The organism is Bradyrhizobium sp. CCGUVB23, assembly GCF_024199885.1.
Lineage (GTDB): Bacteria > Pseudomonadota > Alphaproteobacteria > Rhizobiales > Xanthobacteraceae > Bradyrhizobium.
The window spans coordinates 6,916,732-6,941,579 of sequence record NZ_JANADQ010000001.1; the positions used below are offsets into that span (position 1 = coordinate 6,916,732).

General features: G+C 64.7%; 18 protein-coding genes. 4 read left to right on the forward strand and 14 right to left on the reverse strand.

Annotation, left to right across the window (positions count from 1 at the left end; translation table 11 throughout):
- Positions 1 to 21: 21 nt before the first annotated feature.
- Together NLN62_RS32040 and NLN62_RS32045 are read right to left on the reverse strand one after the other, a co-directional pair.
- A complete protein-coding gene (locus tag NLN62_RS32040) occupies positions 22 to 2,751 on the reverse strand; it encodes a molybdopterin cofactor-binding domain-containing protein (RefSeq protein ID WP_254111450.1) in 2,730 nt (909 codons plus the stop codon).
- The gene (locus tag NLN62_RS32045) at positions 2,748 to 3,575 is read right to left on the reverse strand and encodes an FAD binding domain-containing protein (RefSeq protein WP_254111451.1); all 828 of its coding nucleotides are present in this window, start codon (positions 3,573 to 3,575) and stop codon (positions 2,748 to 2,750) included. Before NLN62_RS32045 ends, NLN62_RS32040 begins: the two co-directional genes overlap by 4 nt.
- A 140-nt stretch (positions 3,576 to 3,715) precedes the next feature.
- On the opposite strand from NLN62_RS32045, the gene NLN62_RS32050 reads away from it, so the two are divergent.
- On the forward strand, positions 3,716 to 5,062 hold the full coding sequence (locus NLN62_RS32050) for an 8-oxoguanine deaminase (protein ID WP_254111452.1): 1,347 nt from the start codon (positions 3,716 to 3,718) through the stop codon (positions 5,060 to 5,062).
- A 98-nt stretch (positions 5,063 to 5,160) separates the two neighbouring features.
- Here NLN62_RS32050 and NLN62_RS32055 read toward each other — a convergent pair whose 3' ends face one another.
- The 4 genes from NLN62_RS32055 to NLN62_RS32070 form a co-directional block, all read right to left on the reverse strand.
- Positions 5,161 to 6,237, reverse strand: a complete 1,077-nt coding sequence (locus NLN62_RS32055) for a BMP family ABC transporter substrate-binding protein (protein ID WP_254111453.1) — start codon at positions 6,235 to 6,237, stop codon at positions 5,161 to 5,163.
- Positions 6,238 to 6,310: 73 nt separating this feature from the next.
- On the reverse strand, positions 6,311 to 7,228 hold the full coding sequence (locus NLN62_RS32060; protein WP_254111454.1) for an ABC transporter permease: 918 nt from the start codon (positions 7,226 to 7,228) through the stop codon (positions 6,311 to 6,313).
- Positions 7,215 to 8,306: an ABC transporter permease gene (locus NLN62_RS32065; protein ID WP_254111455.1), complete on the reverse strand. Its 1,092-nt coding sequence runs from the start codon at positions 8,304 to 8,306 to the stop codon at positions 7,215 to 7,217. Before NLN62_RS32065 ends, NLN62_RS32060 begins: the two co-directional genes overlap by 14 nt.
- Positions 8,290 to 9,861 carry an ABC transporter ATP-binding protein gene (locus tag NLN62_RS32070; RefSeq protein ID WP_254111456.1) on the reverse strand — a complete coding sequence of 524 codons (1,572 nt, stop codon included), beginning with the start codon at positions 9,859 to 9,861 and terminating at the stop codon, positions 8,290 to 8,292. The genes NLN62_RS32065 and NLN62_RS32070 overlap by 17 nt, the downstream gene beginning before the upstream one ends.
- A gap of 568 nt (positions 9,862 to 10,429) precedes the next feature.
- On the opposite strand from NLN62_RS32070, the gene NLN62_RS32075 reads away from it, so the two are divergent.
- Positions 10,430 to 11,536 carry a hypothetical protein gene (locus tag NLN62_RS32075; protein WP_254111457.1) on the forward strand — a complete coding sequence of 369 codons (1,107 nt, stop codon included), beginning with the start codon at positions 10,430 to 10,432 and terminating at the stop codon, positions 11,534 to 11,536.
- Positions 11,537 to 11,693: 157 nt separating this feature from the next.
- Here NLN62_RS32075 and NLN62_RS32080 read toward each other — a convergent pair whose 3' ends face one another.
- The 6 genes from NLN62_RS32080 to NLN62_RS32105 are packed head-to-tail and all read right to left on the reverse strand — an operon-like array spanning position 11,694 to position 17,565.
- Entirely contained in the window at positions 11,694 to 12,176 is a 483-nt protein-coding gene (locus NLN62_RS32080; RefSeq protein WP_254111458.1) for a nucleoside deaminase, read from the reverse strand.
- Between the two features lie 13 nt (positions 12,177 to 12,189).
- A complete protein-coding gene (locus NLN62_RS32085; protein WP_254111459.1) occupies positions 12,190 to 13,722 on the reverse strand; it encodes an ABC transporter ATP-binding protein in 1,533 nt (510 codons plus the stop codon).
- The gene (locus NLN62_RS32090; RefSeq protein ID WP_254111460.1) at positions 13,719 to 14,402 is read right to left on the reverse strand and encodes a cysteine hydrolase family protein; all 684 of its coding nucleotides are present in this window, start codon (positions 14,400 to 14,402) and stop codon (positions 13,719 to 13,721) included. The genes NLN62_RS32085 and NLN62_RS32090 overlap by 4 nt, the downstream gene beginning before the upstream one ends.
- Positions 14,403 to 14,418: 16 nt before the next feature.
- On the reverse strand, positions 14,419 to 15,345 hold the full coding sequence (locus tag NLN62_RS32095) for an ABC transporter permease (RefSeq protein ID WP_027528394.1): 927 nt from the start codon (positions 15,343 to 15,345) through the stop codon (positions 14,419 to 14,421).
- A 1-nt stretch (position 15,346) separates the two neighbouring features.
- On the reverse strand, positions 15,347 to 16,459 hold the full coding sequence (locus NLN62_RS32100) for an ABC transporter permease (RefSeq protein ID WP_254111461.1): 1,113 nt from the start codon (positions 16,457 to 16,459) through the stop codon (positions 15,347 to 15,349).
- The gene (locus tag NLN62_RS32105) at positions 16,456 to 17,565 is read right to left on the reverse strand and encodes a BMP family ABC transporter substrate-binding protein (protein ID WP_254111462.1); all 1,110 of its coding nucleotides are present in this window, start codon (positions 17,563 to 17,565) and stop codon (positions 16,456 to 16,458) included. The genes NLN62_RS32100 and NLN62_RS32105 overlap by 4 nt, the downstream gene beginning before the upstream one ends.
- Positions 17,566 to 17,970: 405 nt before the next feature.
- Here NLN62_RS32105 and NLN62_RS32110 point away from each other — a divergent pair, with 405 nt between their 5' ends.
- Both NLN62_RS32110 and NLN62_RS32115 read left to right on the forward strand, forming a co-directional pair.
- The gene (locus NLN62_RS32110) at positions 17,971 to 19,245 is read left to right on the forward strand and encodes an allantoate amidohydrolase (RefSeq protein WP_254111463.1); all 1,275 of its coding nucleotides are present in this window, start codon (positions 17,971 to 17,973) and stop codon (positions 19,243 to 19,245) included.
- A 103-nt stretch (positions 19,246 to 19,348) separates the two neighbouring features.
- Positions 19,349 to 20,722, forward strand: coding sequence for a hypothetical protein (locus NLN62_RS32115; RefSeq protein ID WP_254111464.1), 1,374 nt, complete (start codon positions 19,349 to 19,351; stop codon positions 20,720 to 20,722).
- A gap of 11 nt (positions 20,723 to 20,733) precedes the next feature.
- On the opposite strand, the gene NLN62_RS32120 is transcribed toward NLN62_RS32115, so the two are convergent.
- Both NLN62_RS32120 and acnA read right to left on the reverse strand, forming a co-directional pair.
- Complete coding sequence (locus NLN62_RS32120) at positions 20,734 to 22,053, reverse strand: dicarboxylate/amino acid:cation symporter (protein ID WP_254111465.1); 1,320 nt, start codon at positions 22,051 to 22,053, stop codon at positions 20,734 to 20,736.
- 119 nt (positions 22,054 to 22,172) lie between these two features.
- Positions 22,173 to 24,833, reverse strand: a complete 2,661-nt coding sequence (acnA, locus tag NLN62_RS32125) for an aconitate hydratase AcnA (protein WP_254111466.1) — start codon at positions 24,831 to 24,833, stop codon at positions 22,173 to 22,175.
- Between the last annotated feature and the right edge of the window lie 15 nt (positions 24,834 to 24,848).

Consider the following 24,848-nt stretch of genomic DNA (forward strand, 5'->3'; position numbering starts at 1 on the left):
GAGAGGGAGAGCAGCACCGAGCTAGTCGCCAAACTTTTCGTGCAGTGCCGGGAATAACCGGTCTGGCTTGAACGGTGTCGACGTAAAACGAATGCCGGTGGCATCCGCAATGGCGTTGCCGAGCGCAGCGGAAACCGGATTGTACGGGCTCTCGCTCATCGACTTCGCGCCCATCGGCCCGATCGTGTCTGATGTCTCGGCGAAAAGCACCTCCGTGCGCGGCACGTCGGCGAAGGAGGGCAGGTGATAGTCGCGGAACTTGGCGTTGATGATGCGCCCCTGCGCATCGATCACCATCTCCTCATACATCGCGGCTCCCAAGGCTTGCGCCACGCCGCCCTCGACCTGGCCGCGGCACTGCATGGGGTTGGCGACGACGCCGGCATCGGCCGCCTGCACGCTCTTCAGGATCTTGATCTCGCCGGTGCCCTTGTTGACCGCCACACGAAAACCCTGCACGTTGAACGCGACCGAGCGCGGCGTGCCCTGCGAATTGCCGCTCGCCGCGAGCACCTCGCCTTGCTCCTGCGCGTTTCTCGCAAGCTCAGCAAATGAGATTCGTCTGACGCCGCTGACGACAGAATTGTCGTCGAGTGTGCATGTCGCGGAATCGCATAGCCAAGCCTCGGCCGCGGCAGCCTTCAACATGTTCGCAAGACGCTCGGCCGCCGCATGCGTCGCCTTGCCGGCAACGAAGATGCCGGCGCTGCCATAGGCGCCGGTGTCGTGACCGCCATGAGCAGTGTCGGATTGCTTGAGGCGGATGTTGTCCGCGGTGGTCGCGAGGGCGCTGGCCGCGATCTGCCGGTGCACCGTGCTGGTACCGTTGCCGAACTCGGCGGTGCCGACGGTGAGATCGAAGCCGCCGTCGTCGTTGAGCGTGATCATCGCGTCGGCGATATGCCCGGCAGGCGGCACGGTGTCGATCATGGTCAGCGCGATGCTCTCGCCAATCAGCCAGTCCGCCGACAAATCGGGCCGGGGCGCATCTGCCTGCATCGCGCGCTCGACAAGGTCGAGACACTGGTCGAGTCCGTAGGAGCCATGCGCAACGTCATGATACTCCGACGGCGGCGGCGACAGCATGGGATCACCGGGCCTGACGACGTTGCGGCGGCGAATGTCGTATGGGCTGATGCCGAGCTGCCTTGCCAGCTCGTCGATCGCTGCTTCCACCGCGACCAGGGTCTGCGGCAGGCCATAGCCGCGAAATGCGCCCGCGGGCACCGTGTTGGTGTAGACGGCGACCGCGTCGACCTTCTTGTTCGGACAATTGTAGACGCTGATCGACTCGGCCACCGCGTGACCCAGCACCGGCCCGGCGTGATTGCCATAGGCGCCGGTGTTGGAGAGCACGTCGAGCTGGAGCGCGGTGAGCTTGCCGGCTGCATCGGCGCCGGCCTTGATGTGGACGCGCATCGGGTGGCGCGTCGAGGTCGCGATGAACTGCTCCTCGCGCGTGAGCTCGAGCTTGACGGGGCGCCCCGTCTTCAGCACGGCGAGCGCCAAAATGTCCTCGACGAGCATCTCCTGCTTGCCGCCAAAGCCGCCGCCGACGCGCTCGCAGAACACGCGGACCTTGTCCATGGGCAGATTGTAAATGTCGGCCAGCGCCCGCCGCGTCAGGAACGGCACCTGCGTAGAGGAGCGGACGTTGAGCACGCCGGACGGATCGAGCCAGGCAAGTCCGCCATGCGTCTCGAGCGCAGCATGCTGCACCCGCTGGGTGGTGAAGGTGCCTTCGTACGTGACGGCTGATGTCGCAAGCGCTGCAGCGACGTCGCCGAACTCGCCATGCGTCTCCGCGACGATGTTGCGCTGGGCGTTTGCGACGCGATGTTCGGTGGTCCGGTCGGGATGCACGATCGGCGCGCCCGGCGCCATCGCCTGCTCGGGGTCGACGACGGCAGGCAGGATCTTGTAGTCCACCCTCAGCCGTCGGCATGCTTTCTCCGCAGCAGCCTCGCTTTCCGCCACGACGGCGGCGACCTTCTGGCCGATGAAGCGGACGACATCATCGAGGACGCGCGTGTCCTCGGGGTCCATCCAGTCCTTCTCGTGCCGCGCAGTCGAGAACAGGCGATCGGGCGCATCGTCATGCGTCAGCACCGCGTGGACGCCGGGAACGTTCAAGGCGGCCGTCTTGTCGATCGCGACGATCTTCGCATGCGGATGCGGTGAACGCAGGAGCCTGATGTGCAGGATGCCCTCGATCTCGGTGTCAAATGTGTAGCGCGCCTTGCCGCGCACGATATCGGGACCGGCGGGCGCTGGAAGGCTGCGGCCGAATGCGCCGCCGGCCTCGACGACATCGTCAACATTGGTCCTGCCGTCGAGCGCATCCTCGATCGAACGATAGCCTGTGCAGCGGCAGATGTTGCCCTTCAGCGCCGCACCGAGATCGGTGCGCTGCGCCTGGTTCAACGACGCGCAGGTCAGAATCATCCCGGCGGTGCAGAAGCCACACTGAAAGCCTTGCGCGTCGAGAAAGGCCTGCTGCATCGGATGCGTGCCACCGTCGCCGCAGCCAAATCCCTCGATGGTGGTGATCGCGCGGCCCTCGGCGCGGAAGGCCGGGATCAAACAGCTATGCACGGGCTCGCCGTCGAGCAGCACCGTGCAGGCTCCGCAATCGCCGGCGTCGCAGCCTTTCTTGACGCCGAAATGGCCGAGCTCGCGCAGGAAAGTCCGCAGGCATTGGCCTGCGCGGGGCATTTGCGAAAACGGCTTGCCGTTGATCTCAAAACTCATGGCTGCGCGCTATCCAGCAACTCGCGACGGATCTCCTCGGCGAGCCGTAGCGTCATGTGCTTGCGCCAGAACGGCTTGCCGTGGATGTCGTCGTGGTAGAGGTCGTCGGTGATCTCGTGCGCGATGGCCGCGCGCAGTGCGTTCGCATCGGGCTGCTTCGGAAAGGACAACCGGATGGGGCGCACGGTCGAGGCGGTCACCGTCAGGTTCAGCGCACCATCGCCATCGAGATTGCCGATCAAGAGCGCCGCGGAGCGACCGACCGGCGTCAGCGAGATCTGGCGGAACGCCGAGCGGCGCTTCAGCCCCGCGAGGGGGATATCGATCTGCCGCAACAGATCGCCCGGCATCAGGCGGTTGCGCTGGTTGCCCGTGACGAAATCGAGGACCGAAATCTTCTGCTCGCCGCCGCCGGCCTTCCAGATCGTGCAGACGCCGTCGAGCGCCGCCGTCAGCGAGATCATCGGACCTGCCGGCAGCGACATGCAGAGATTGCCGCCGACGGTCGCCGTCTTCCAGATCTTGAACGAGGCGAGGAAGGCACGGCAGCATTGGCTGATCAGCGGTGCGGCCAGCCAGTCGGGCGGACAGGTCAGCGCATCGAGCTCTGCGATGGTGCAGGTGGCCGCGATCGTCAGATGGGTGTCGGTGATGGTCAGCGCCGGCCATTTGAGGTCGGCGAGATCGATCAACCGGGACAGGTGGGCCTGGGGCTCCGAGAACAGCCAGGTTCCGCCCGCGAGCCAAGCATCACCTGCCGTCCAAGCGGGCAGTTGCGCGCGGCTCGACGGATGGGCCACCGACGTGATGGTATTCAAGTCCATGAGTACGCCAACGCGTTGAATCGGATCTGTCGCTTGAAAAGGAGTCTTGCAAGTCCGGAGCCAAGTCGCAACAAGGACGCAAGCGGCTGGCCCTCGCCTTGCAGGCCAAAATGCCGGCCGACGTCAGGAGAAACGGGATCATGGATAATGCAAAGCCGGTCTGGATCAAGGATCCGCTCGCCATCCTCGCCGACGGTGCCGAGCGCGGCTTCGTGGTGCAGGATGGGCGGATCGTCGAGCTTGTGCCCGCCGGCGGCAAGCCCGCAGCGGACGCCGCGGTCTTCGAGGCGGGCGAGCATGTCGTGCTGCCCGGGTTGATCAACACGCATCATCACTTCTACCAGACGCTGACGCGCGCGCTGCCGGCGGCGATGGACCGCGAGCTGTTTCCCTGGCTCAAGGCGCTCTATCCCGTGTGGGCGCGAATGACGCCGGAGGCGCTCCAGCTCGGCGTCACCGTGGCGATGTCGGAGCTGCTGCTGTCGGGCTGCACCACCACGACGGATCATCACTACGTGTTCCCCGCGGGGCTGGAAGATGCGGTCGACATCGAGGTCGCCGTTGCAAAGCGGCTTGGCGTGCGCGTGCTGCTGACGCGCGGCTCGATGAACTTGTCGCAGCGCGACGGCGGCCTGCCGCCCGATAGCGTGGTGCAGGACGAGGACACCATCCTCGCCGACAGCGCGCGTGTCGTCGCAAAGCATCACCAGCGCGGTGCGGATGCGATGGTGCAGATCGCGCTGGCGCCATGCTCGCCATTCTCGGTGACGACGTCGCTGATGCGCGCCACCGCCGATCTCGCCGACAGGCTCGACGTCCGCCTGCACACCCATCTTGCCGAGACCGAGGACGAGAACAGGTTTTGCGAGCAGATGTATGGCTGCCGTCCGCTCGATTATCTCGAGCAGTGCGGCTGGCTCAATGCGCGCACCTGGCTCGCTCACGGCATCTTCTTCAATGCCGACGAGATGAAGCGGCTGGGCAAGGCGAAGACCACCATCAGCCACTGCGCCTGCAGCAACCAGCTTCTCGCGTCCGGCTGCTGCCCCGTCTGCGAGATGGAGGAGGCTGGCGTCGGCATCGGCCTCGGGGTGGATGGTTCTGCCTCCAACGATGCGTCCAATCTGATGCAGGAGGTGCGCTCCGCGTTCCTGCTCCAGCGTGCCCGCTACGGCGTGACGAAGATCAGCCACAAGGACGCGCTGCGCTGGGCCACCAAGGGCTCGGCCGCCTGCGTCGGCCGTCCCGAGCTCGGTGAGATCGCTGTCGGCAAGGCCGCAGATCTCGCGCTCTACAAGCTCGACGAGCTGCGTTTCTCGGGCCATGGCGATCCGATTGCCGCCGTCGTGCTTTGCGGCGCGCATCGGGCTGATCGGGTGATGGTCGCGGGCAAATGGGCCGTGGTCGACGGGGCGATCCCGGGTCTGGACGTTGCCGATCTGATCCGCCGCCACAGCGCCGCAGCCCGCGCGATGCAGGCGGGATGAAATAAGAGGGGGCAACCACCATTGCCGGGTATTGGTGGCTACCCCCTCCTGACCTCCTCCGGGAGGGAGCAGGTGATTTTAGCAATGCAAGAAGCGTGCTACTTGCCCGGAACCTTGTCGTCGATGCCCTTGACGTAGAAGTTCATGCCGAGGATCTGGCCGTCATCGAGGTGATCGCCGCCCTTGCATTCGACTTCCTTGCCGTCCTGCCCGACGACCGGGCACTTGAACGGATGCAGCTTGCCGGCAGTGATCGCGGCCTGGGCATCCTCTGCCAGCTTTTTCACATCGTCGGGCATATTGGTGTAGGGCGCCATCGCGAACATGTGGCTGTCGAGCCCGCCCCAGGTGTCCTCGGACTTCCAGGTGCCGTCGAGCTCGGCCTTGACGCGCGCAATATAGTAGGGGCCCCAGGTATCCAGGATCGAGGTGAGCTGGGCCTTGGGCCCGAACTTGATCATCTCGGAATCCTGGCCGAAGGCGAGCTTGCCGCGCTCGGCCGCGATCTGCATTGCCGCCGGCGAGTCCGTGTGCTGCATGATCACGTCGGCACCCTGGTCGAGCAGCGCCTTGGCGGCATCAGCCTCCTTGCCCGGATCGAACCAGGTGTTGGCCCAGATGATTTTGACCTTGATGTTCGGGTTGATGGTCTGCGCCGCGAGGATCGTCGCGTTGATGCCGGAGACAACCTCCGGAATCGGGAACGAACCGATATAGCCGAGCACGCCGGTCTTGGACATCTTGGCCGCGATCAGGCCCTGGATGTAGCGGCCCTGGTACCATTTCGACGAATAGGTCGACATGTTCTTGTCGCGCTTGTAACCGGTGGCGTGCTCAAAATGCACGTTCGGATATTTCTTCGCGACCTTCAGCGTCGGGTCCATGTAACCGAACGACGTGGTGAAGATCAGCTTGTTGCCGGCGCGGACGAGCTGCTCGATGGCGCGCTCGGCGTCGGGACCTTCGGGGACGTTCTCGAGATAGGTGGTCTCGATCTTGTCGCCGAGCTCCTTCTCGAGCGCCAGGCGCCCTTGATCGTGTTGGTAGGTCCAGCCGAGATCGCCAATCGGACCAAGGTAAATGAAGCCGACCTTCAGCTTGTCGGCGGCGGAGGCAGCGCTGACGGTTCCGGCAAGCAAGAGCCCGGCAGCCAGCGCAACAAGTGTTTTCCTCATCATCAATCTCCAAACAGTCGGGGAAAGCTACACCGCAACGTGCGCGCCCCATCGCGCACGAAGCGGAAGTCCATCAACGATCGGGCACGAACACGGTGCCAAGCGCGGCCGGCGCGGTCGAGCCGCCGGTGCGCGCACGGGACAACAGAACCAGGACGATCACGGTTGCGAGGTACGGCAGCGCCGACATGAACTGCGAGGGAATGCCGATGCCCCAGCCCTGTGCGTGCAGCTGCAGGATGGTCACCGCGCCGAACAGGTAGGCGCCGACGACGAGCCGCCCGGGCCGCCACGACGAGAACACCACCAGCGCGAGCGCGATCCAGCCGCGGCCCGCGGTCATGCCGGGAATGAAGAAGGGCGTGTAGGCGAGGGGCAGATAGGCACCGGCGAGTCCCGCACAGGCGCCGCCGAACATCACCGCAAGGGTCCGGATGCGCAGCACGGGATAGCCGAGCGCATGCGCGGAGACGTGGTTGTCGCCGCAGGCACGCAGGATCAAACCGGCGCGCGTCCGGTACAGGAACCGCCAGACGCCGACGATCAGCGCGATCGAGAGATAGACGAAGGCGTCCTCGCCGAACAGCACGTGGCCGATCAGCGGAATGTCGGTGAGGAGGGGAATGTAGAGATGCGGCGCCGGCGTGATGCGCTCGCCGACGAAGCCTGCGCCGATCAGGCCCGAGAGCCCGATGCCGAGGATGGTCAGCGCGAGACCGGTCGCGACCTGGTTGACGGCAAGGCCGAGCGCCATCAGCGCGAAGACCAGCGACATCAGCGTGCCCGCGACGATGCCGCAGATCGCGCCAATGATGATCGAGCCGGTCAGCCAGGCGCCGGCAAAGCCGCAGGCCGCGCCCATGATCATCATGCCCTCGACGCCGAGGTTGAGGACGCCGGAGCGCTCGGTCACAAGCTCGCCCGTCGCCGCGATCAAGAGCGGCGTCGAGGCGGCAAGCACCGACAGGATGATGGCTTCAACCAGTTCCACGGGCCACCTGACGATTCGGGAAAACCAGCCGGAAACGGTAGAGGATCAGGGAATCGCAGGCGAGCACGTAGAACAGCAAAATGCCCTGAAAAACCTTGGTGACATCGAGCGGGATTTTCATTGCGATCTGCGCCTGCTCGCCGCCGATGAAGGTCAATGCAAGGAAAAGGCCTGCAATTAATATTCCAATCGGATTCAACCGGCCGAGGAAAGCGACGATGATGGCGGTAAATCCGTAGCCGGGCGAGATGCCGGGTTGCAGATGCCCGACGGGACCGGCGACCTCGATGATGCCGGCAAGGCCGGCCAGGGCGCCCGAGACGGCGAAGGTCAGGATGATCAACTGGTTGGCGTTGAAGCCGCCGAACCGCGCCGCGCGCGGCGCAGCGCCGACCACGCGGATCTCGAAACCCTTGATGGTTCGTCCCAGCAGCACCGCCGCTGCCGCTACGACCAGAAGTGCGATGATCGAGCCGAGATGTAGCCGGCCGCCTTCGATGAGGAGCGGCACGGTTGCGACTGGATCGAACTCGGCCGTGGTCGGGAAATTAAATCCGTGCGGATCGCGCCAGGGGCCACGCACCAGATAATCGAGGAAGAGGTCGGCGACATAGACCAGCATCAGACTGGTCAGGATTTCGCTGGCGCCGAACTTCACCTTGCAGATCGCGGGGATCAGCGCGTAGAGCGCGCCGGCGATGGCGCCGAGCAAGAGCATCACCGGCAGCACCCAAGCGCCGGCGTCGGTGCCCTGCGTCTTCACCGCGATCCAGCTTCCCGCGACCGCGCCGATCAGGAACTGGCCCTCGGCGCCGATGTTCCAGGCATTGGCGAGATAACAGAGCGACAGCCCGATCGCGATCATCACCAGCGGCGTTGCCTTCACCGCGATCTCCTGGAGCGAATAGCCGTCGGTCAGAGGCGCGATGAAGTACGCATGGAGAGCAAGGAGTGGATTCTTGCCGAGGACCGCGAACAGGATGCTCATCGTCGCGATCGTCAGGCCGATCGCGATCAGCGGTGAAACCAGGGCGATCGTGTTGGAACGCTCGGCGCGCTTCTCAAGCACGAGCTGCATGCGCGACCTCCTTCTGGTCCAGGCTGCTGCCGCCCATCAACAGGCCAAGCTTTTCACGCGTCGCTTCGCCGGCTGCGAGTGGTACCGACATCCGGCCGTGGAACATCACGGCGATGCGATCGGCGATCTCGGCGAGCTCGTCGAGATCCTGGCTCGTCACCAGCACCGCCGCGCCGCTGGCGGCGAGATCCAGGAGCGCCTGGCGGATGATGGCGGCCGCGCCTGCATCCACGCCCCAGGTCGGCTGGCTTACCACTAGCACGGCCGGGTTGCGCAGGATCTCGCGGCCGACGATGAATTTTTGCAGATTGCCGCCGGAGAGGCTTGCCGCTTCCGGATCGCGCTTGGCCTTGCGTACGTCGAAGGTCTTGGTCGCCTTGTCGACCGTTTTCAGCGTGGCCGCCGTATCAATGAAGCCGTGCCTGACCATGCCGCTTGCGGCGTGGCCTGTCAGCAGGGCATTTTCCGACAATCGCATCCGCGGCGCGGTGCCGTGGCCGAGCCGCTCCTCTGGGACGAAGGCCGCGCCCAGCTTGCGGCGCTGGGTGATCGACAAATGTCCGGCGGCGATGCCTTCGATCACCACCGTGCCCGGATCTTTCGCCAGCCGCTCGCCCGACAAAGCGGCGAAGAGCTCGTCCTGACCGTTGCCGGCGACGCCTGCGATACCCAGGATCTCGCCGCCCTTGAGCTCGAGCGAGATGTGCTCGAGCCGCACGCCGTGCGGCTCGTCGGGCGCAAGCGTCAGATCATTGACGACGAGCCGCGGCACCGTGGTCTGCCGGCTGGCCGCGGCCTTGACCTCCTTGATCTCGCCGCCGACCATCATGCGGGCGAGCGAGGCTGCTGTCTCTTGCCGCGGATTGCAGGTCGCAACCTTCTTGCCGCCTCGCAGGATGGTGGCGGTGTCGCACAGCCGTTTCACCTCTTCGAGCTTGTGGCTGATGTAGAGGATGGCGCGGCCTTCGGCCTTGAGGCGTTCGAGCACGATGAAGAGCTGGTCGGCCTCCTGCGGCGTCAGCACGGCGGTCGGCTCGTCAAGGATCAGGAAATTGGGATTTTGCATCAGGGCGCGCACGATCTCGATGCGCTGGCGCTCGCCGACCGACAACTGCCAGACCTCGCGCCTGGGATCGAGCGGCAGGCCGTAAGTCTTCGATACCTGCTCCAGCCGCGCCGACATGTCCTTGAAGGATTCCCTGCCGTCGAGCCCGAGCGCGACGTTCTCGGCAACGGTGAGATTCTCGAACAGCGAGAAATGCTGGAACACCATGCCGATGCCGCGGCTGCGGGCTTCCGACGGGCCGGACAGCACGATGCGCTCGCCCTGCCAGCGAATCTCGCCGGCGCTTGGCTGGATCAGGCCGTAGATCGCCTTGACCAGCGTCGACTTGCCGGCGCCGTTCTCGCCGAGCAGGGCATGGATCTCCTTAGGGAAGATATCAATGTCGATCGACGCGTTGGCGAGGAAGTCGCCATAGCGCTTGGTGAGCCCGATCGTCTGGAGCAGCGGTGGCTCCCTGGTATGCAGGCTGTTGGGCATCGCGTCTGACATTCGCCGTCACGTGGGTCGGGTAAAAGTGCCTCTGCCTCAATAGTGGGCTAGTTTGATCCGCCGCGTAAGTAGCGAAAAAACGTCATGCCTTGCTCAACGCTTCGGCAAACGAGAGGATTCGCCGTCCATTCGCGATTCTCGAGCGGCAGTTCTAGCGAGTCCGTAGTTGTGCGGTAAGTGTCTGTTGCAAATTTGTGACGGTTTAAACCAATTCGGAACCGCCCTGTGCAGCCTTGATGCCAAGTTGGGCAACCGACGCGTTTCGCCCTGCATGCTTTGCGCAGACGCGGTGAAGCCGCGGGTTCGGGCTCAGCGTGTCGTTTTTTGCCGAGCACAAAAGGCAAAGAAAAACAATCGGGAAACTCTGGCAGGGGCTTGCGCAACGCGCCCAGGCGAAGCGCGTTGCCGCGTATCGAAGCGAGCGAAAAAATCCTGATCCTCGCGCGCCTTCTGCCGAAACCTGCAGCAAGCGCTGAAACAAGTTGAGGCTTCTCACCTCCGGGGAACGGCGCAAGTGTCGCACCCAACGGGGCTTGCTTTCTAAGCTTCAACATTGGGGGTGTTCAGGATGTCGTTTCGTTTCACGGCAATTGCAGCAACGGCGCTGTCTCTTGCTACGCTAGCCACCGGCGGCTTGGCTCATGCGGCGGATCTTCCGGTCAAGGCCGCCAAGAAGACAACGGACCTTCCGTTCTTCCTGGTGATCGATGACCGGGTGTCGTTCTCGTATATGCCGAAGGGCACCGACCCCGGCATGTGGAGCGTCAACCCGAACGGCACCATCAACGGCACAACGCCCAAGCAGGTCTATTCCTTCACCCATTTCGACCTCTGGGCCTACGGTACCAACTTCTTCACCATCTCGATGTTCAAGTCGGGTCATAACGACCCCGCCAGCCCTTGCGTCGCGCCCGGCGTGACCATCACCGGCGGCGCCGCCGACTGCGCCGGCGCGACCGAGATCTACGGTCTGTTCCGCTCGACCTTCGGCTGGAACGAGCTGTTCAACACCAAGGCCTTCACCGCCGGCCCGCTGCACAACATCTCGTTCGAAGTCGGTATGGACGGCAACACCGAGAACAACTTCCTCGCGCCCGCCAAGCGCGATGTCGTCGCCGGTCTGCAGTTCGCCTTCGATCTTCCCTACAAGGGCTACGTCAACGTCGCGCCTTTGATGTACTGGGAGTTCTCGAACCACAACGCCTTCACCCAGTGCGGCCTGTTCGTTGCCGGGCCGGCGGGCGTCGTCTGTAACTCGGACGGCAACGTCAGCTACAACCCGACCTGGGCGGTCGAGATCAACTACTACATGGATCTCGGCTTCCTGCCGCCGAACATGCAGTACTGGTCGATCAGCGGCCGCGCCGGCTGGTACGGTCCGATGGGCGACTCCAACGGCCTTCCTGCGCTCTCGGGCGTCGGCCGGTTCTCCACCGCGTCCAAGACCGAGCTGAACAGCGAGCCGATCCGCCTGACCTTCGACGCCTCGAAGGCGGCATGGGGTGACAAGTACTCGCACTTCGTCGACCTCTGGGTCGCCTACCGCTACTGGCAGAACAAGTTCGGCCTCGACCACAACGCCATGCCGGGCGTCTGCACCGTCGCCGCCACCGGTCAGAGCACCAAGACCTGCACCGAATCCACGATCTATGGTGGTGTCACTCTGAAGTTCTGATCGGCTGAACTGCGTAGGGTGTGCAAAGCCAAGAGGGCGCGCGAACGCGCGCCCGATGGCGTGCCACCACTTCTGTCGCAATCGTGGAGAGATGGTGGGCACGGCGCGCGAAGAGCGCGCCTTTGCCCACCCTACGATTCCGGGTTTGCTGCGATCGCTACCTCGTCCACACGCCGTCGTGCAGGGCTTCGGCTTCGTCTTCCAGGAGCGGGCCGACGACTTCTGTCGGGCGCTGACCGCTGGCGAAGACTTCGCGGCAGGGCAGATCGAGGGTCGGGTTCTCCGGATGATTGCCGGTGACGCTGCGCAGGCGATGTTCGCTGAGCCCATAGACCACGCGGCCGATGCCGGCCCAGTAGATCGCGCCGGCGCACATCGCGCAGGGCTCGGCGGAGGAGTAGAGCGTCGCCTTGGCCAGCACCTCGCGGCCCTGCGTGCGGCAGGCCTGCGTCGCGGCGAGGCGTTCGGCATGCGCGGTGCCGTCATGGTCCGGCATGTAGCCGTTCTCGGCCTCGATCAGCACGTTGCCGTCGACATCGACCACGAGGCAGCCGAACGGGTGGTTGCCATGGGTGAGGGAGCGGCGGGCGACCTCAAACGACAGGCGCAAGAAGTGCTCGTCGCGTTCAGATCCGCTCATCGCTGCTCCGCGGTTAATGTCCCGCCATGTGTCGGCCGACCACGGTGAGGTCGGCTTCGCTGGTCCGTGCTTCATACACGAATTCGCCGTGGAACATCACCACCAAGCGGTCGGACAGTTCGAGCAATTCGTCGAGATCCTCGCTGACCAGCAGCACCGCCGCGCCGCGATTGCGCGCCGCCATGATTTCGGCGTGGATCTGCGCGACCGCCGCGAAATCGAGGCCGAAGCAGGGATTGGCCGCGATCAGCACCTCGACGTCGTTGCCGAGCTCGCGCGCCAGCACCGCGCGCTGGACGTTGCCGCCTGACAGCGCCGAGATCGGCGTCTCCGGCGTACGAGTCTTGATCTTGTATTGTGCGATCTTCTTCCTGGCGTCATCGCGGAAGGCGCCGCGGTTGAGCCACCAGCCGAGGCTCGCAAAGGGCGCGCGGTCGAACTCGCGGAAGGCGATGTTGTCGGCGACGCTCATGCCGCCGACACAGGCGTTCTTGAGCGGCTCCTCTGGCAACAGTGACATCTTGTGCCGGCGCATCTCCTCGCGGCGCGCGTGATAGGGATCGCCGGCGACGCGGATTTCGCCGCTCTCGGGGTCGCGCTGGCCGGCCAGCACCTCCACGAGCTGGCGCTGGCCGTTGCCGGAGACACCGGCGATGCCGACGATCTCGCCGGCCCGCACCGTAAGGGAGACGTCGTGCACAGCAATGGCGCCGGCATCGTCGAGCGCGCGGACCTTTGCCAGCTCCAGCCGCGCCTGGCCTGTTTCGCCGGTACGCGGGGGCTGCACTGTCAACTGCTCGGCGCCGATCATGGTGCGCGCCATGGCGTCGGGCGTGAGCTCGGCAACCTTGCCCTGGCCGGCGAGCTTGCCGCGCCGCAGGATCGTCACCTCATCGGCGAAGGCCATGACCTCGCGGAATTTGTGCGTGATCATCAGGATCGTCAGCTCGCCCTTGACCACCATGTCACGGAGCATGCCGAGCACCTCGTCGGCTTCGGCCGGCGTCAGCACCGAGGTCGGCTCGTCCAGGATCAGGAAGCGCCGCTTCAGATAGAGCTGCTTGAGGATCTCGCATTTCTGCCGCTCGCCGGCGGAGATGTCGGAGACCTTCGCGTTGAGCGGCACCTTGAATGGCATCCGCGCCAGAAATGCTTCGAGCTCCTTCTTCTCTTTGCCCCAATCCACCACTGCTGGAACGTCGTCGCGGGCAAGCACGAGATTCTCGGCAACCGTCATCGCCGGCACCAGGGTAAAATGCTGGTAGACCATGCCGAGCCCGAGCGCGTGCGCGTCCTTGGGATTGCCGATCGCCTGCTGGCGGCCGCCAATCAGAATGTCGCCTTCGGTGGCGTGGTAGTAGCCCATGATGCATTTGACGAGCGTCGACTTGCCGGCGCCGTTCTCGCCGAGCAGCGCGTGAAACGAGCCGGGACGCACCTTCAGCTCGACATTGTCCAGCGCCAGGAAGTCGCCGAAGCGCATGGTCATGGCGAGCGCGTCGACGCCGAAGGCACCACTCGGCGGAGGTATTTCGCCGATGATCACGAGATCGCCCCGATCAGGGCGTCGGAGGTCGCGACCGCGCCGAACACGCCGCCCTGCATCTTGATCATCTTCAGTGCGTGGTCGTGATTGCCCTTGTCGGTCGCGCCGCAGCAGTCATGCAGCAATACGCATTCGAAGCCGCGGTCGTTGGCCTCGCGCATGGTGGTGTGGACGCAGACGTCGGTGGTGATGCCGGTCAGCACGATGTTGTCGATGCCGCGCACGCGCAGGATCAATTCGAGATCGGTGGCGCAAAACGAGCCCTTGCCGGGCTTGTCGATGATGGGCTCGCCCGGCATCGGCGCGAGCTCGGGGATGATGTCCCAGCCGGGCTCGCCGCGCACGAGAATGCGGCCGCACGGGCCGGCATCGCCGATGCCGGCGCCAATCTGCCGCGAGCGCCAGCGCTTGTTGGCGGGCAGATCAGAGAGGTCGGCGCGATGGCCTTCGCGGGTATGGATGATGTGGAAGCCCTGTTTGCGCATCACCGCAAGCAGCTTCTTGATCGGCTCGATCGGCGCCCGCGTCAGCGAGAGATCGTAGCCCATCTTGTCGACATAGCCGCCGACGCCGCAGAAATCGGTCTGCATGTCGATGATGACGAGCGCCGTGTTCTCGGGTCGCAGATCGCCGTTATAGGGCCAGGCGTAGGGCTCGGACTTGATATGGCGCTCGGGCATGGCTTCGTCCCTGTTATCAGCGGGTGATCGATAGTTCTGCCGGCGCGCCGGTCAACGTTCGTTTTGGCGAGCAGGTGATGATCATGATCGCCAGCGTCAGGATGTAGGGCGCGGCGTTGAAGAGGTGATAGCCGGAGGTGACGCCGACCGATTGCAGCGCTGGTCCAAGCGCCGCGGCGCCGCCGAAGGCAAGCGAGGCCCACAGGCACAGCATCGGATCCCAGCGCGCGAAGATCACGAGCGCGACCGCCGTGATGCCTTGGCCCGAGGACAGGCCCTCGTTCCAGCTTCCGGGATAGAACAGCGACAGAAAGGAGCCACCGATGCCGGCGAGGAAACCGCCGACCATGGTGGCGCGCAGGCGGATCAAGAGCACTGAATGGCCCATCGCGCGCGCCGCATCCGAACTTTCGCCGACGGTGCGGATGAGCAGGCCCCACCGCGTGGTGCGGAAGGCCCAGTAGAGGATGGGCGCGAGCGCGACGCCGATCAGGAACATGACGTTGATGCGCAGCGCCGCACGAACTTGCGGGATGTCGCTCCACCAGCCGAAATCGATCGCCGGCAGCCGCGGCGCGGTCGGCTCGATCAGTGGCTTGCCGAGATAGAAGGCGAGACCCGTACCGAATAGCATCAGCGCAATGCCGACCGCGATGTCATTGACGCGCGGCAACGAGCAGATGCCGGCGTGCAGCGCGCCGAGAAGCGCGCCGGTGACGCCTGCGGCGAGCACGCCAAGCCAGGGCGAGCCTGAGAGATAGGAGATGCCATAGGCGCTCATCGCGCCCATCACCAGCGTGCCTTCGAGTCCGAGATTGATGCGTCCGGAACGCTCGGTGATGCATTCGCCCAGGCTCACGAACAAAAACGGCGTGGAGACGCGAATGGCGCCGCCGAACACGGCGAGCGGAACGGTCCAGAGTCCGATCGAGCCATCTGCCATCTCAGGATTTTCCCTTGAGAAAACTGATGCGGCCGTAGAGCGCATCGCTTGCCAGCACGAAGACGAAGATGATGCCTTGCAACACCAGCACGGAGGCGTCGGGCAGACCCAGGCGACGCTGCAACAGCCCGCCGCTGGCGCTGATGCCGCCGAGCAGGATCGCGACCGGAATGATCGCAAGCGGATTTTGCCGCGCGAGGAAGGCGACCAGGATGCCGGTGAAGCCGTAGCCGGCGGCGAGATTGGCATTGGTGCGGCCCTGCACGGCTGCGACCTCGACCATGCCCGCAAGGCCGGCCGCGCCGCCGGCGAGGAAGCAGATCGTGAGGATGAGCTTGTTGACGCCGAGTCCGACGATCTTGGCGGCGCGGATGTTGCCGCCGGCAACCCGCGCGGCGAAGCCGAACACGGTGTGATAGATCAGGATGTAGGCGGCGATTGCGGCGACCAGGCCGAAGACGAGGCCCCAATGCACGTCGGTGCCGGGGATGCTGCCGATCATGTTGGCCGCGCCGATCTCGCGCGTTGACGGCTTGTTGAGGCTCGCAGGATCGCGCATCACGCCTTCGACGAGATGGTTGAGGATGGCGAGCGCGATATAGACGAGAAGGAGGCTCGATATCGTCTCGTTGACGCCGCGATATTGCCGCAGCGCGCCGGACAGCATGATCCAGAAGCCGCCACCAATTACGCCGGCGCAGACCATTGCAATCTGCATCACGAGCGGTGGTGCGCCTTGCAACGCCAGCGCCGCGCTGGTCGCCGAGAGCGCGCCGATCAGGAGTGCACCTTCGCCGCCGATGATGACCATGCCGAGCTGCGCCGGCAGCGCCGTGCACAGCGCGGTGAGGATGAGGGGCGCGGCACGTGTCAACGTGTTCTGCCAGGAGAACCAGGTGCCGAACGCGCCCTGGTACATGTAGAAATAGAGGTCGAGCGGGTTCTTGCCGAACAGCGCGACGAAGATGCCGAACACCGCGAGCGCGCCGACCAGCGCCGCGCCCGGGATCAGGATGTACTCGATGCTCGCGCCGTGGCGCTGGAGGAAGCCCGCGTCGGCAGCCGGGGCGACGGCCCCGACCGCACCGAGGGGATCCGCCGCTTCCGTTGTCACGCAGTCGCTCCGATCACGCCTTCGACGAGATAGTCCATCTTCTCGAGCTCAGGATCCTGCTGGCCGCGCTCGGTGCCGGCCGCGATCACCGTCTTGCCCTTGTTGTCCGTGATCGGACCCTTGAAGATGACGTAATTGCCGGCGGTGAGCTTCGCCTTGATATCATCGGCATGCTTGCGCGCCTCGGCCGACACCGCTTCGCCGTAGGGCGAGACCTTGACGATCTCCTCCTTGAGGCCGCCGCGGTAGAAGTTCGGGATCTCCTGGCCAGCTGCTATCATCTTGACGAATTTGGGATAGAGCGCCTCCCAATTCCACTCGGCGCCGGTGAGATAGGCCTTCGGCGCCAACGCCGACTGGTTGCAGTGATAGCCACAGACCATTGCGCCGCGGCGCGCGGCGTTCTCGACCATGGTCTTCGGACCGTCGACATGGCAGGTCAGCACATCGACGCCCTGGTCGATCAGGCTGTTGGTTGCCTCGGCTTCCTTGACCGGCATCGACCAGTCGCCGGTGAAGATCACCTGCGTGGTTGCCTTCGGATTGGCGAGCCGTGCGCCGAGCGTGAAGGCGTTGATGTTGCGGAGAACCTGCGGAATCGGTTTTGCGGCGACGAAGCCGAGCTTGCCGCTCTTGCTCGTGTGGCCCGCGACGATGCCGGAGATGTACTGGGCTTCGTCGATATAGCCGAAATAGCTGCCGGCGTTCTTCGGATCCTTGTCGGTCCACAGGCCGCCGCAGTGCTCGAAGCGCAGCTTCGGGTACTTGGTCGCCATCTTGGTCGTGTGCGGATTGTAGTAGCCGAACGAAGTCGGGAAGAGCAGGGTGGCGCCGTCGAGATTGATCATGGACTCGATGGTCTTCTCGACCGCATCGGTCTCCGGCACCTTCTCTTCCTCGACCACCTTGAGGCCCGGAATCTTCTTCAGCGCCGCGGCGCCCTGCGCGTGCGCCTGGTTGTAGCCATAGTCGTCGCGCGAGCCGACATAGATGAAGCCGATCGTCGTCTCGGCCGCGAAAGCCGGGCGGACACCGACCGCGGCTCCCAAGGAGAGCGCCGCGCTACCCTGCAACAAATGCCGTCGTGAAATCCTGCCAAAATCCATTGGATTCTCCCTTGGCGGGTGGACCGCCCCTCTCTCCTGGCCACCGCCGGTCTGGGGCAGCCAGAACAGGATGTCGCAAGCTTCGTGCCAGAGGTTATCGGGCGAGCATGCGCAATTAACTCGTTGTAAAATAACGGGTATGCCTTGAGGTTGAATCTTGGGCAGATGGCGTTCAGATTAAATTATAGGCAGTGTCGCGACATTGTATGCAAGGCAGTTAAGCAACGTTAACCGGGCTCTCAGCGGTTGTCCGATGTGCCGGGTGGCCTGCCGGCCCGGCATTCATGCTAACCAGTCCGCGAGTCGGACCTGCGCGTGAGGCGTGCGCTGGCACCGAACTTGTATCGATGGTCACCGGGCCTCGCTTGAGCGGTTGCGGCCTGCAGGATGGAAAGTTTGAGCGAGATGGCTCCTGGTATCGCCGTTCAAAATGGCTCGCTCGGCGAGGAGATCGTACGACGCATCAACGAGCTCGGCTCCATCTCGGAAGATGCGGCCAAGCTCACCCGGATCTATCTGAGCAAGGAGCTGCGCACCGCTGCCGATCTCATTCTCGCCTGGATGCGCGAGGCCGGCATGAGCGCCCATCTCGATGCGATAGGCAACGTCTGCGGCCGCTACGAGGGCGAGCGGCCGGGGCTGCCGTGCCTGATGCTGGGTTCGCACTACGACACGGTGCGCGATGCCGGCAAATGGGACGGTCCGCTAGGTGTGATCACGGCGATTGCCTGCGTCGCCGAGCTGAACAGGCGCGGCAAACGCCTGCCGTTCGCGATCGAGGTCATCGGCTTCGCTGACGAGGAGGGCGTGCGCTTTGCGTCCACGCTGCTTGGCAGCCGCGCGGTCGCCGGCACGTTCGACGAGAGCGTGTTGAACACGCGCGACCGCGACGGCGTCTCGATGCGCGATGCTCTCGTGCAGTTCGGCCTCGACCCCGACCACATCGGCGCGGCGGCGCGGACGCGGCGCGAACTGCTGGCCTATCTCGAGCTGCACATCGAGCAGGGACCGGTGCTGGAAGCGCAAGGTCTCCCGGTCGGCGTGGTCACCGCGATCGCCGGTGCGACGCGGCTCGCAGCGCGGCTGACCGGCATGGCCGGCCACGCCGGCACCGTGCCGATGGCGCTGCGTCGCGACGCGCTGACCGGGGCGGCCGAATGCATCGCCGCGATCGAGCAGTTCTGCCGCACCGATGAGGGCGGGCTCGTCGGTACCGTCGGCTACATCCACGCAAAGCCTGGCGCGACCAACGTCATTCCCGGCGAAGTGTCGTTCACCATCGACATGCGTGCACCGACTGACATGCACCGCAAGCGCGCGGTCGCCGACGTCGTCCGCCAGATCGAGGCGATTGCCAGGCGCCGGCAGTTGTCGCTCCAGCTCGACGTCACCCACGAGAACCGCACCGCGCCCTGTGCGCCCTGGCTGAAGGACCAGATCGCGCAGGCGATCGCCGCGGAAGGATTTGCCGTATTCGAGCTCCCGAGCGGCGCGGGCCATGACGGCATGGCCGTGATCGACATCGCCGATGTCGGTATGATCTTCGTCCGCTGCCGCGGTGGCATCAGCCATCACCCCGACGAGCATGTCGAGCTCGCGGATGCCGACGCGGGCGCCCGCGTGCTGCTCCGGGTGATCGAGAATTTCAGGCCGCGCGAGGGCCGTGCCGGCACGGCTTGACGATGGCCGCAGGTCATCGATCCCGCAAGTCATAGAGATACGAATCAGACGTGTTTAAGATGGTGGCCATCACCGGGATCACGAGACATTGGCCGACGTGCACATGAACAGCGACATTCCATTTCCATCTCACCATGCGAACCGATTTTACCAGGGCATGGCTGCGACCTTCGTCGCCAATGTCATCCAGGCGGTCAATTTTCTCGGCGATCGATTCCTGAGGAAGTCGCATCATTCGTTGACGCTCATCGAGGACCTTTACCGGCACTCGATGGACAGCGCTTTTTCGGTGACCGAGGCATTCCTCGTCACGGGGGCGCCGCACGCATCCGCCTATTACCCGCGCGACTTCGCCTGGTTCTATCCGGACGTTCTTGATCCTGAGACCATCATGGATTCGCGGGACGCGGTGCGGCGTGCGCGTCTGCTCGAAAAGAGCGTTCGCCTGTTGCTCGAGGCGGTTCGCGCCGACGTCGTCACGACGACCATCGTCCCGGCAGGGCGCGGTCGCTATCTCGGGGTGAACTATTTCTCTCGGCCCTCCGATACGCTGCTCGGCATTCTAGCCGGTCTCCGGCAGATGATCTCTGCCGAGGAGCGGGCGTCGTCCTACCTGGCAATGTCACAATGCGCGCATGCCGGCCACCTGTTGCTGGCCGAATACGGTGTTGACCTGAAGCGTGCGATCCTGCAGCTCGCAAGCGGGCTCGAGCCGTTCGACGATGACGGCACCGAATATTTGCTTTGCGACGCAAACGCTTCTCGCTCAGCAGCGACGGACACCCGCGCCGAGCGCAAGCGGTTTGTCACCAACGCCTGTGTCTACACGACCTTCGTTTGGAGCGTGCAGCTCGGGATCGTCGATCAGAAGGAGCTGAAGCAGCTGCTCGGGCGCGACCTCGCACAGTACAAGAAGGATCTGCTCCGGCTGTTCGGCAAGGACGGCCATGTTAGACATTCCCTGGACGGCCCGTCAGGCACTCCGGTGTCCTCGGTTGCGCTGGATTTCGTCAGCGTGCATCGCGGCTTCTGGGATCTGAGCGATGCAAGCGAGCGCGCGCTGTTTGCGGCCACGACCGATCTAATCATCGCCGAACCGCGCTTTCGCATACCCAGTACCTTTCACTTCCTGGTGTCCGCGGATAATCCGCGGAACAAGATGATCCACAAGATCGCTGCTCCTGCCTACCAGGGACGTTCCTCATGGCCGACGTTCAACGTCGAGTTCGCGGATCGCATGCTGGACTATGATGAATTCTCAGGTCGCGACACCTACCGCTCCTGCGCCCAGGGAATTCTGAAGGACATCCGCACCGCGACCGAGGTCCACGGCGGATATCAGGAACTGATCTCGGAGCAGGGTCTGAAGTATCGCACCTGGGCCTATAAGGGTGCCGTTGCTCACTCCTGGTTTCCGCGGTTCCTGTCGGTCTGGAGGAGGGCGTATGGAACGCCGCTCCTCCATTGGAACGACTGATCCGCGGACAGCTATCCCTCCGTCACGTCCACCATCTCGCCGCCGTCCAGCACCTGCGCGGCCTTGGCGCGGTCGAGATCGCCTTCCCAGGCTGCGACCACGACGGTGGCGACGCAGTTGCCGACCAGGTTGCCGAGCGCGCGGGCCATGCCGATGAACCAGTCGACCGAGAGCACCAGCACGAGGCCGATCGCGGGAATGCTCGGCACCGCGTTCAGCGTCGCCGCAAGGATCACGATCGCCGAGCCCGGCACGCCGTGGGCGCCTTTTGACGTGATCAGAGACACGCCGAGCACCAGGAGGAGATCGCCGAAGGACAGCGGCGTGTTGGTTGCCTGCGCGATGAAGACCACCGCAAGCGTCAGGTAGATCGAGAACGCATCGAGGTTGAAGGAATAGCCGGTCGGGATCACGAGGCCGACCACGGAATCCTTCACCCCCATGCGCTCCAGCTTCTTCATGATCTGCGGCAGCACCGCGTCGGAGGAGGCGGTCGCAAGCACGATGGTCAGCTCCTCGCGCAGGTAAGCGAGGAATTTGAGGATGTTGATCCCGGCGAGGGCCATTACGCCGCCGAGCACGCCGAGCACGAAGATGCCGACCGAGACGTAGAACAGCATCACCAGCGAGACGAGCTGCTTCAGCGAGCCGACGCCGTATTTGCCGACGGTGTAGGAGACTGCGCCGAGCACGCCGAGCGGGGCGACCCGCACGATCAGCCCCATGACGCGGAACAGCACGGTGGAGGCCGCGTCAACGATGGTGGTGACGAGCTTGCCCTTCTCGCCGCCGACGAGCGCGAGGCCGACGCCGAACAGCACGGCGAAGAACAGCACCTGGAGCACGTCGTTGCGCGACAGCGCATCGAACGAGGTCGACGGGATGACGTTGAGCAGGAAGGCACCGATGCCCGCGCCTTGCAGCTTGTGAGCGTTGTCGGCGTAGGTGTTGAGCGCCTTGGCATCGAGCGTCGACGGATCGATGTTCATGCCGTGGCCGGGGCCGAAGACGTAGGCAAGGATGAGGCCGACCACGAGCGCGACCGTCGTCATGGTTTCGAAATAGACCAGCGCCTTGACGCCCACCCGGCCAACCTTCTTGAGATCGCCGGCGCCGGCAATGCCATGCACGACCACGCAGAACACGATTGGCGCCACGATCATCGAGATCAGTTTGAGGAAGGCGTCGCTCAGGATCTTGAGGCTGATGGCGAAGTCCGGGACGGTCACGCCCAGGATGATGCCGAGCACCAGCGCCGCCAGGACCTGGACGAACAGCGAGGTATAGAGCGGCTTCGGCTCGGCGGCCGGCGCCGCGGTGATGGTCGACATGGTGAACTCCCCCGGTTTGACGCGTCTTGGACGCCAAAAAGGAGCAACAACCGTGCCAGTTTGTCGCGATCTGGCCGGGAATCCGCTCGTTTTTCTCGACTTTCCCCCAGCGCCTCGCTTCAAACCGACAAAATTGCGGTCCCTTCGAGGGATGCTTCGCTAGCCTGTTCGATGGGCCTAGCCGAGTGGCGTCGCAGAATGAGCGGCAGCAGCCCGCCGACACGTAGGGTCTCACATTCCAGATTGGTTTCCACCGCAGCGATGGCATCGAAGCGGACGATCTCGGCGCCGTCGCGCAGGAGGCGAACTTTGATTGTTGCTCGCGGCTTGAGCGCGCCGATGTGTGCGTCGATCTCCAGGCGATCATCCGGCCTTATGTCCAGCGTTTGCGGCCGGCGATCGGGCGGCAGGCGGAGCGGCAGAATGCCCATGCCGATCAGGTTGGAGCGGTGAATGCGCTCGAAGCTCAACGCCAACACCGCACGCGCGCCGAGCAGCGCAACGCCCTTCGCCGCCCAGTCGCGCGACGAGCCCATGCCGTAGCGCTCGCCAGCCACGATGACGATCGCGCGCTGTTGCTTCTCATAGTGCTCGGCGGCAAGCCGGAGCGATAGCCGTTCACCGGAGCCTGCGAGAATCGTCTGTCCGGGCGGCAGATCGGGACCGAGCAGATTCCGCACGCTCTTGTTGGTGAACAGTCCGCGCAGCATCACCTCCCAGTTTCCGCGGCGTGACGCAAATACGTTGAGATCGTGCGGGTCCTCGCCGCGCGCGACGAGATAACGCGCCGCTTCGCCGTTCGCCGCGATCGCGCCTGCTGGCGAGATGTGGTCAGTCGTGATGTCGTCGCCGAGCACCAGGAGTGGCGTTGCCGAGTAATGTCCAAGGCGCGTGCCATGGCCAAAATCCGCGAAAGGCGGGCGGCGGATATAGGTGGAGGCGTCATCCCAAGGGAATAGCGCTGTGGCGGGCGCCGAGAACGCAGCCCAATCGGCGCTCGCTTCCGCGGCGTCATAGGCACCAGCGTAGTCGCGTGCGTCGCGTGCGAGTGCCAAGGCCGCATCGATCTCGCGACCAGTCGGCCAGATGTCAGCCAGGCGCACCTCGGTGCCGGCAGAACTGCGCGCGATCGGATCGCGCAAAATGTCGCGTGCGACATCGCCGGCGAGTGCGAAGGCCACGACGAGCGGCGGCGAAGCAAGAAATCCAAGCTCGATCTGCGAATGCACGCGGCCGGGGAAATTGCGGTTGCCCGACAGCACGGCGACCGGCGCCATTTGCTTTTCGGCCATCGCGCTGGCCATGCACGGTGCCAGCGGCCCAGAGTTGCCGATGCAGGTTGTACAGCCATAGCCGACGATGCCGAAGCCGAGCGTCTCGAGATCGTCGAGCAGGCCTGAGCGTCGCAAATAGCGCTCCGCGGTCGGCGAGCCCGGCGCGAGCGAGGTCTTCACCCAGGCGGGCGGCATGAGCCCGAGCCGCCGCGCCTTGCGCGCGAGCAGGCCTGCGGCGATCAGGAGCCTTGGGTCCGAGGTGTTGGTGCAGCTCGTGATCGCGGCGATCGCGATCGAACCATTGACCGGCGGATCGGCGCGCTCCACGTGAGTCGTTGCAGCGGAACGTCCAAGCGAGAGCGTCTCGGCGGTCTTGCTGGCAGCGATACGGTCTTGCGGCCGGCGAGGGCCGGCGAGGCTGACCTCGACCTCGTCGAGATCGATGCTGATCGTCTCCGTGTAGCGCGGCGCGGCTTCGGGATCGAACCAGAGTTTTTGGCGCCGAACATAGGCTTCGACCAGCGCGACCTGCTCGCGTGATCGGCCGGTCTGCTCGAGATAGTCGAGCGTCCGGCTGTCGATCGGGAAGTAGCCGGAATTGGCGCCGAACTCCGGCGTCATGTTGGCGACAACGGCCCGATCGCCGGCCGAGAGCGCCGAGACACCTGGCCCAAAGAATTCCACAAAGCGGTCCGCAAGATCGATCTGCCGAAGGCGCTCCGTGACGGTCAGGGCAAGGTCGGTCGCGAGTACGCCTTCACGCAGCCGCCCGGTCAGGCGTACACCGACGACATCGGGCACGCGCATCGCGACGGGCATGCCGAACATCACGCTTTCGGCTTCGAGTCCGCCGACACCCCAGGCCAGCACGCCGATCCCGTTGATCATGGGTGTGTGGCTGTCGGTGCCGATCAGCGTGTCGGGTACGGCCCACGTTTCGCCGTCGCGGTGCAGCGTCGTCACGACGCTTGCGAGCCGCTCCAGGTTCAGCGTGTGCATGATGCCGGTGCCAGGCGGATGCACGCGCACGCCCTCGAGCGCTTGGCTGGCCCATTTCATGAAACGATAGCGTTCGCCGTTGCGCGTGAGCTCTTGCGCCATGTTCCGCGCCATCGCATCCGGCCGTGCAAACACGTCGACGCCGAGTGAGTGATCGGTCGAGACGTCGACCGGTAGGACCGGATTGAGCCGAGTCGGATCGCCGCCAGCTTCCGTGAGCGAGGCGCGCAGACCCGCAATGTCGACCAGCGCCGGACCACAGGTCGTGTCGTGCATGAGCACGCGCGAGGGCTGGAAGGCGATCTCGCTTTCGCTGCGTCCATCGGCGAGCCAGCCGAGGATCGCGGCAACCGATGCGTCCCGCTCCGCACCGCCGATGCGCAGCACATTCTCGAGCAGGATGCGCAGGATCACCGGCAGGCGAAGGAGGTCCTCACCTGCCACGGCGGCGATGTCGGCGATGTGATAAGTCTGCGACCCGCAGCGGAGCGTTCCGGAACCAGTCATCTCTCGATCCTGCCT

Excerpts from the sequence above, each read along its gene's own strand:
- NLN62_RS32095 (WP_027528394.1), bottom strand. The coding sequence starts at position 15,345 with ATGGCAGATGGCTCGATCGGACTCTGGACCGTTCCGCTCGCCGTGTTC.
- NLN62_RS32070 (WP_254111456.1), bottom strand. The coding sequence starts at position 9,861 with ATGTCAGACGCGATGCCCAACAGCCTGCATACCAGGGAGCCACCGCTG.
- NLN62_RS32050 (WP_254111452.1), top strand. The coding sequence starts at position 3,716 with ATGGATAATGCAAAGCCGGTCTGGATCAAGGATCCGCTCGCCATCCTC.
- NLN62_RS32080 (WP_254111458.1), bottom strand. The coding sequence starts at position 12,176 with ATGAGCGGATCTGAACGCGACGAGCACTTCTTGCGCCTGTCGTTTGAG.
- NLN62_RS32090 (WP_254111460.1), bottom strand. The coding sequence starts at position 14,402 with ATGCCCGAGCGCCATATCAAGTCCGAGCCCTACGCCTGGCCCTATAAC.
- NLN62_RS32120 (WP_254111465.1), bottom strand. The coding sequence starts at position 22,053 with ATGTCGACCATCACCGCGGCGCCGGCCGCCGAGCCGAAGCCGCTCTAT.
- NLN62_RS32055 (WP_254111453.1), bottom strand. The coding sequence starts at position 6,237 with ATGAGGAAAACACTTGTTGCGCTGGCTGCCGGGCTCTTGCTTGCCGGA.
- NLN62_RS32065 (WP_254111455.1), bottom strand. The coding sequence starts at position 8,306 with ATGCAGCTCGTGCTTGAGAAGCGCGCCGAGCGTTCCAACACGATCGCC.
- acnA (WP_254111466.1), bottom strand. The coding sequence starts at position 24,833 with ATGACTGGTTCCGGAACGCTCCGCTGCGGGTCGCAGACTTATCACATC.
- NLN62_RS32075 (WP_254111457.1), top strand. The coding sequence starts at position 10,430 with ATGTCGTTTCGTTTCACGGCAATTGCAGCAACGGCGCTGTCTCTTGCT.
- NLN62_RS32105 (WP_254111462.1), bottom strand. The coding sequence starts at position 17,565 with ATGGATTTTGGCAGGATTTCACGACGGCATTTGTTGCAGGGTAGCGCG.
- NLN62_RS32040 (WP_254111450.1), bottom strand. The coding sequence starts at position 2,751 with ATGAGTTTTGAGATCAACGGCAAGCCGTTTTCGCAAATGCCCCGCGCA.
- NLN62_RS32045 (WP_254111451.1), bottom strand. The coding sequence starts at position 3,575 with ATGGACTTGAATACCATCACGTCGGTGGCCCATCCGTCGAGCCGCGCG.
- NLN62_RS32110 (WP_254111463.1), top strand. The coding sequence starts at position 17,971 with ATGGCTCCTGGTATCGCCGTTCAAAATGGCTCGCTCGGCGAGGAGATC.
- NLN62_RS32115 (WP_254111464.1), top strand. The coding sequence starts at position 19,349 with ATGAACAGCGACATTCCATTTCCATCTCACCATGCGAACCGATTTTAC.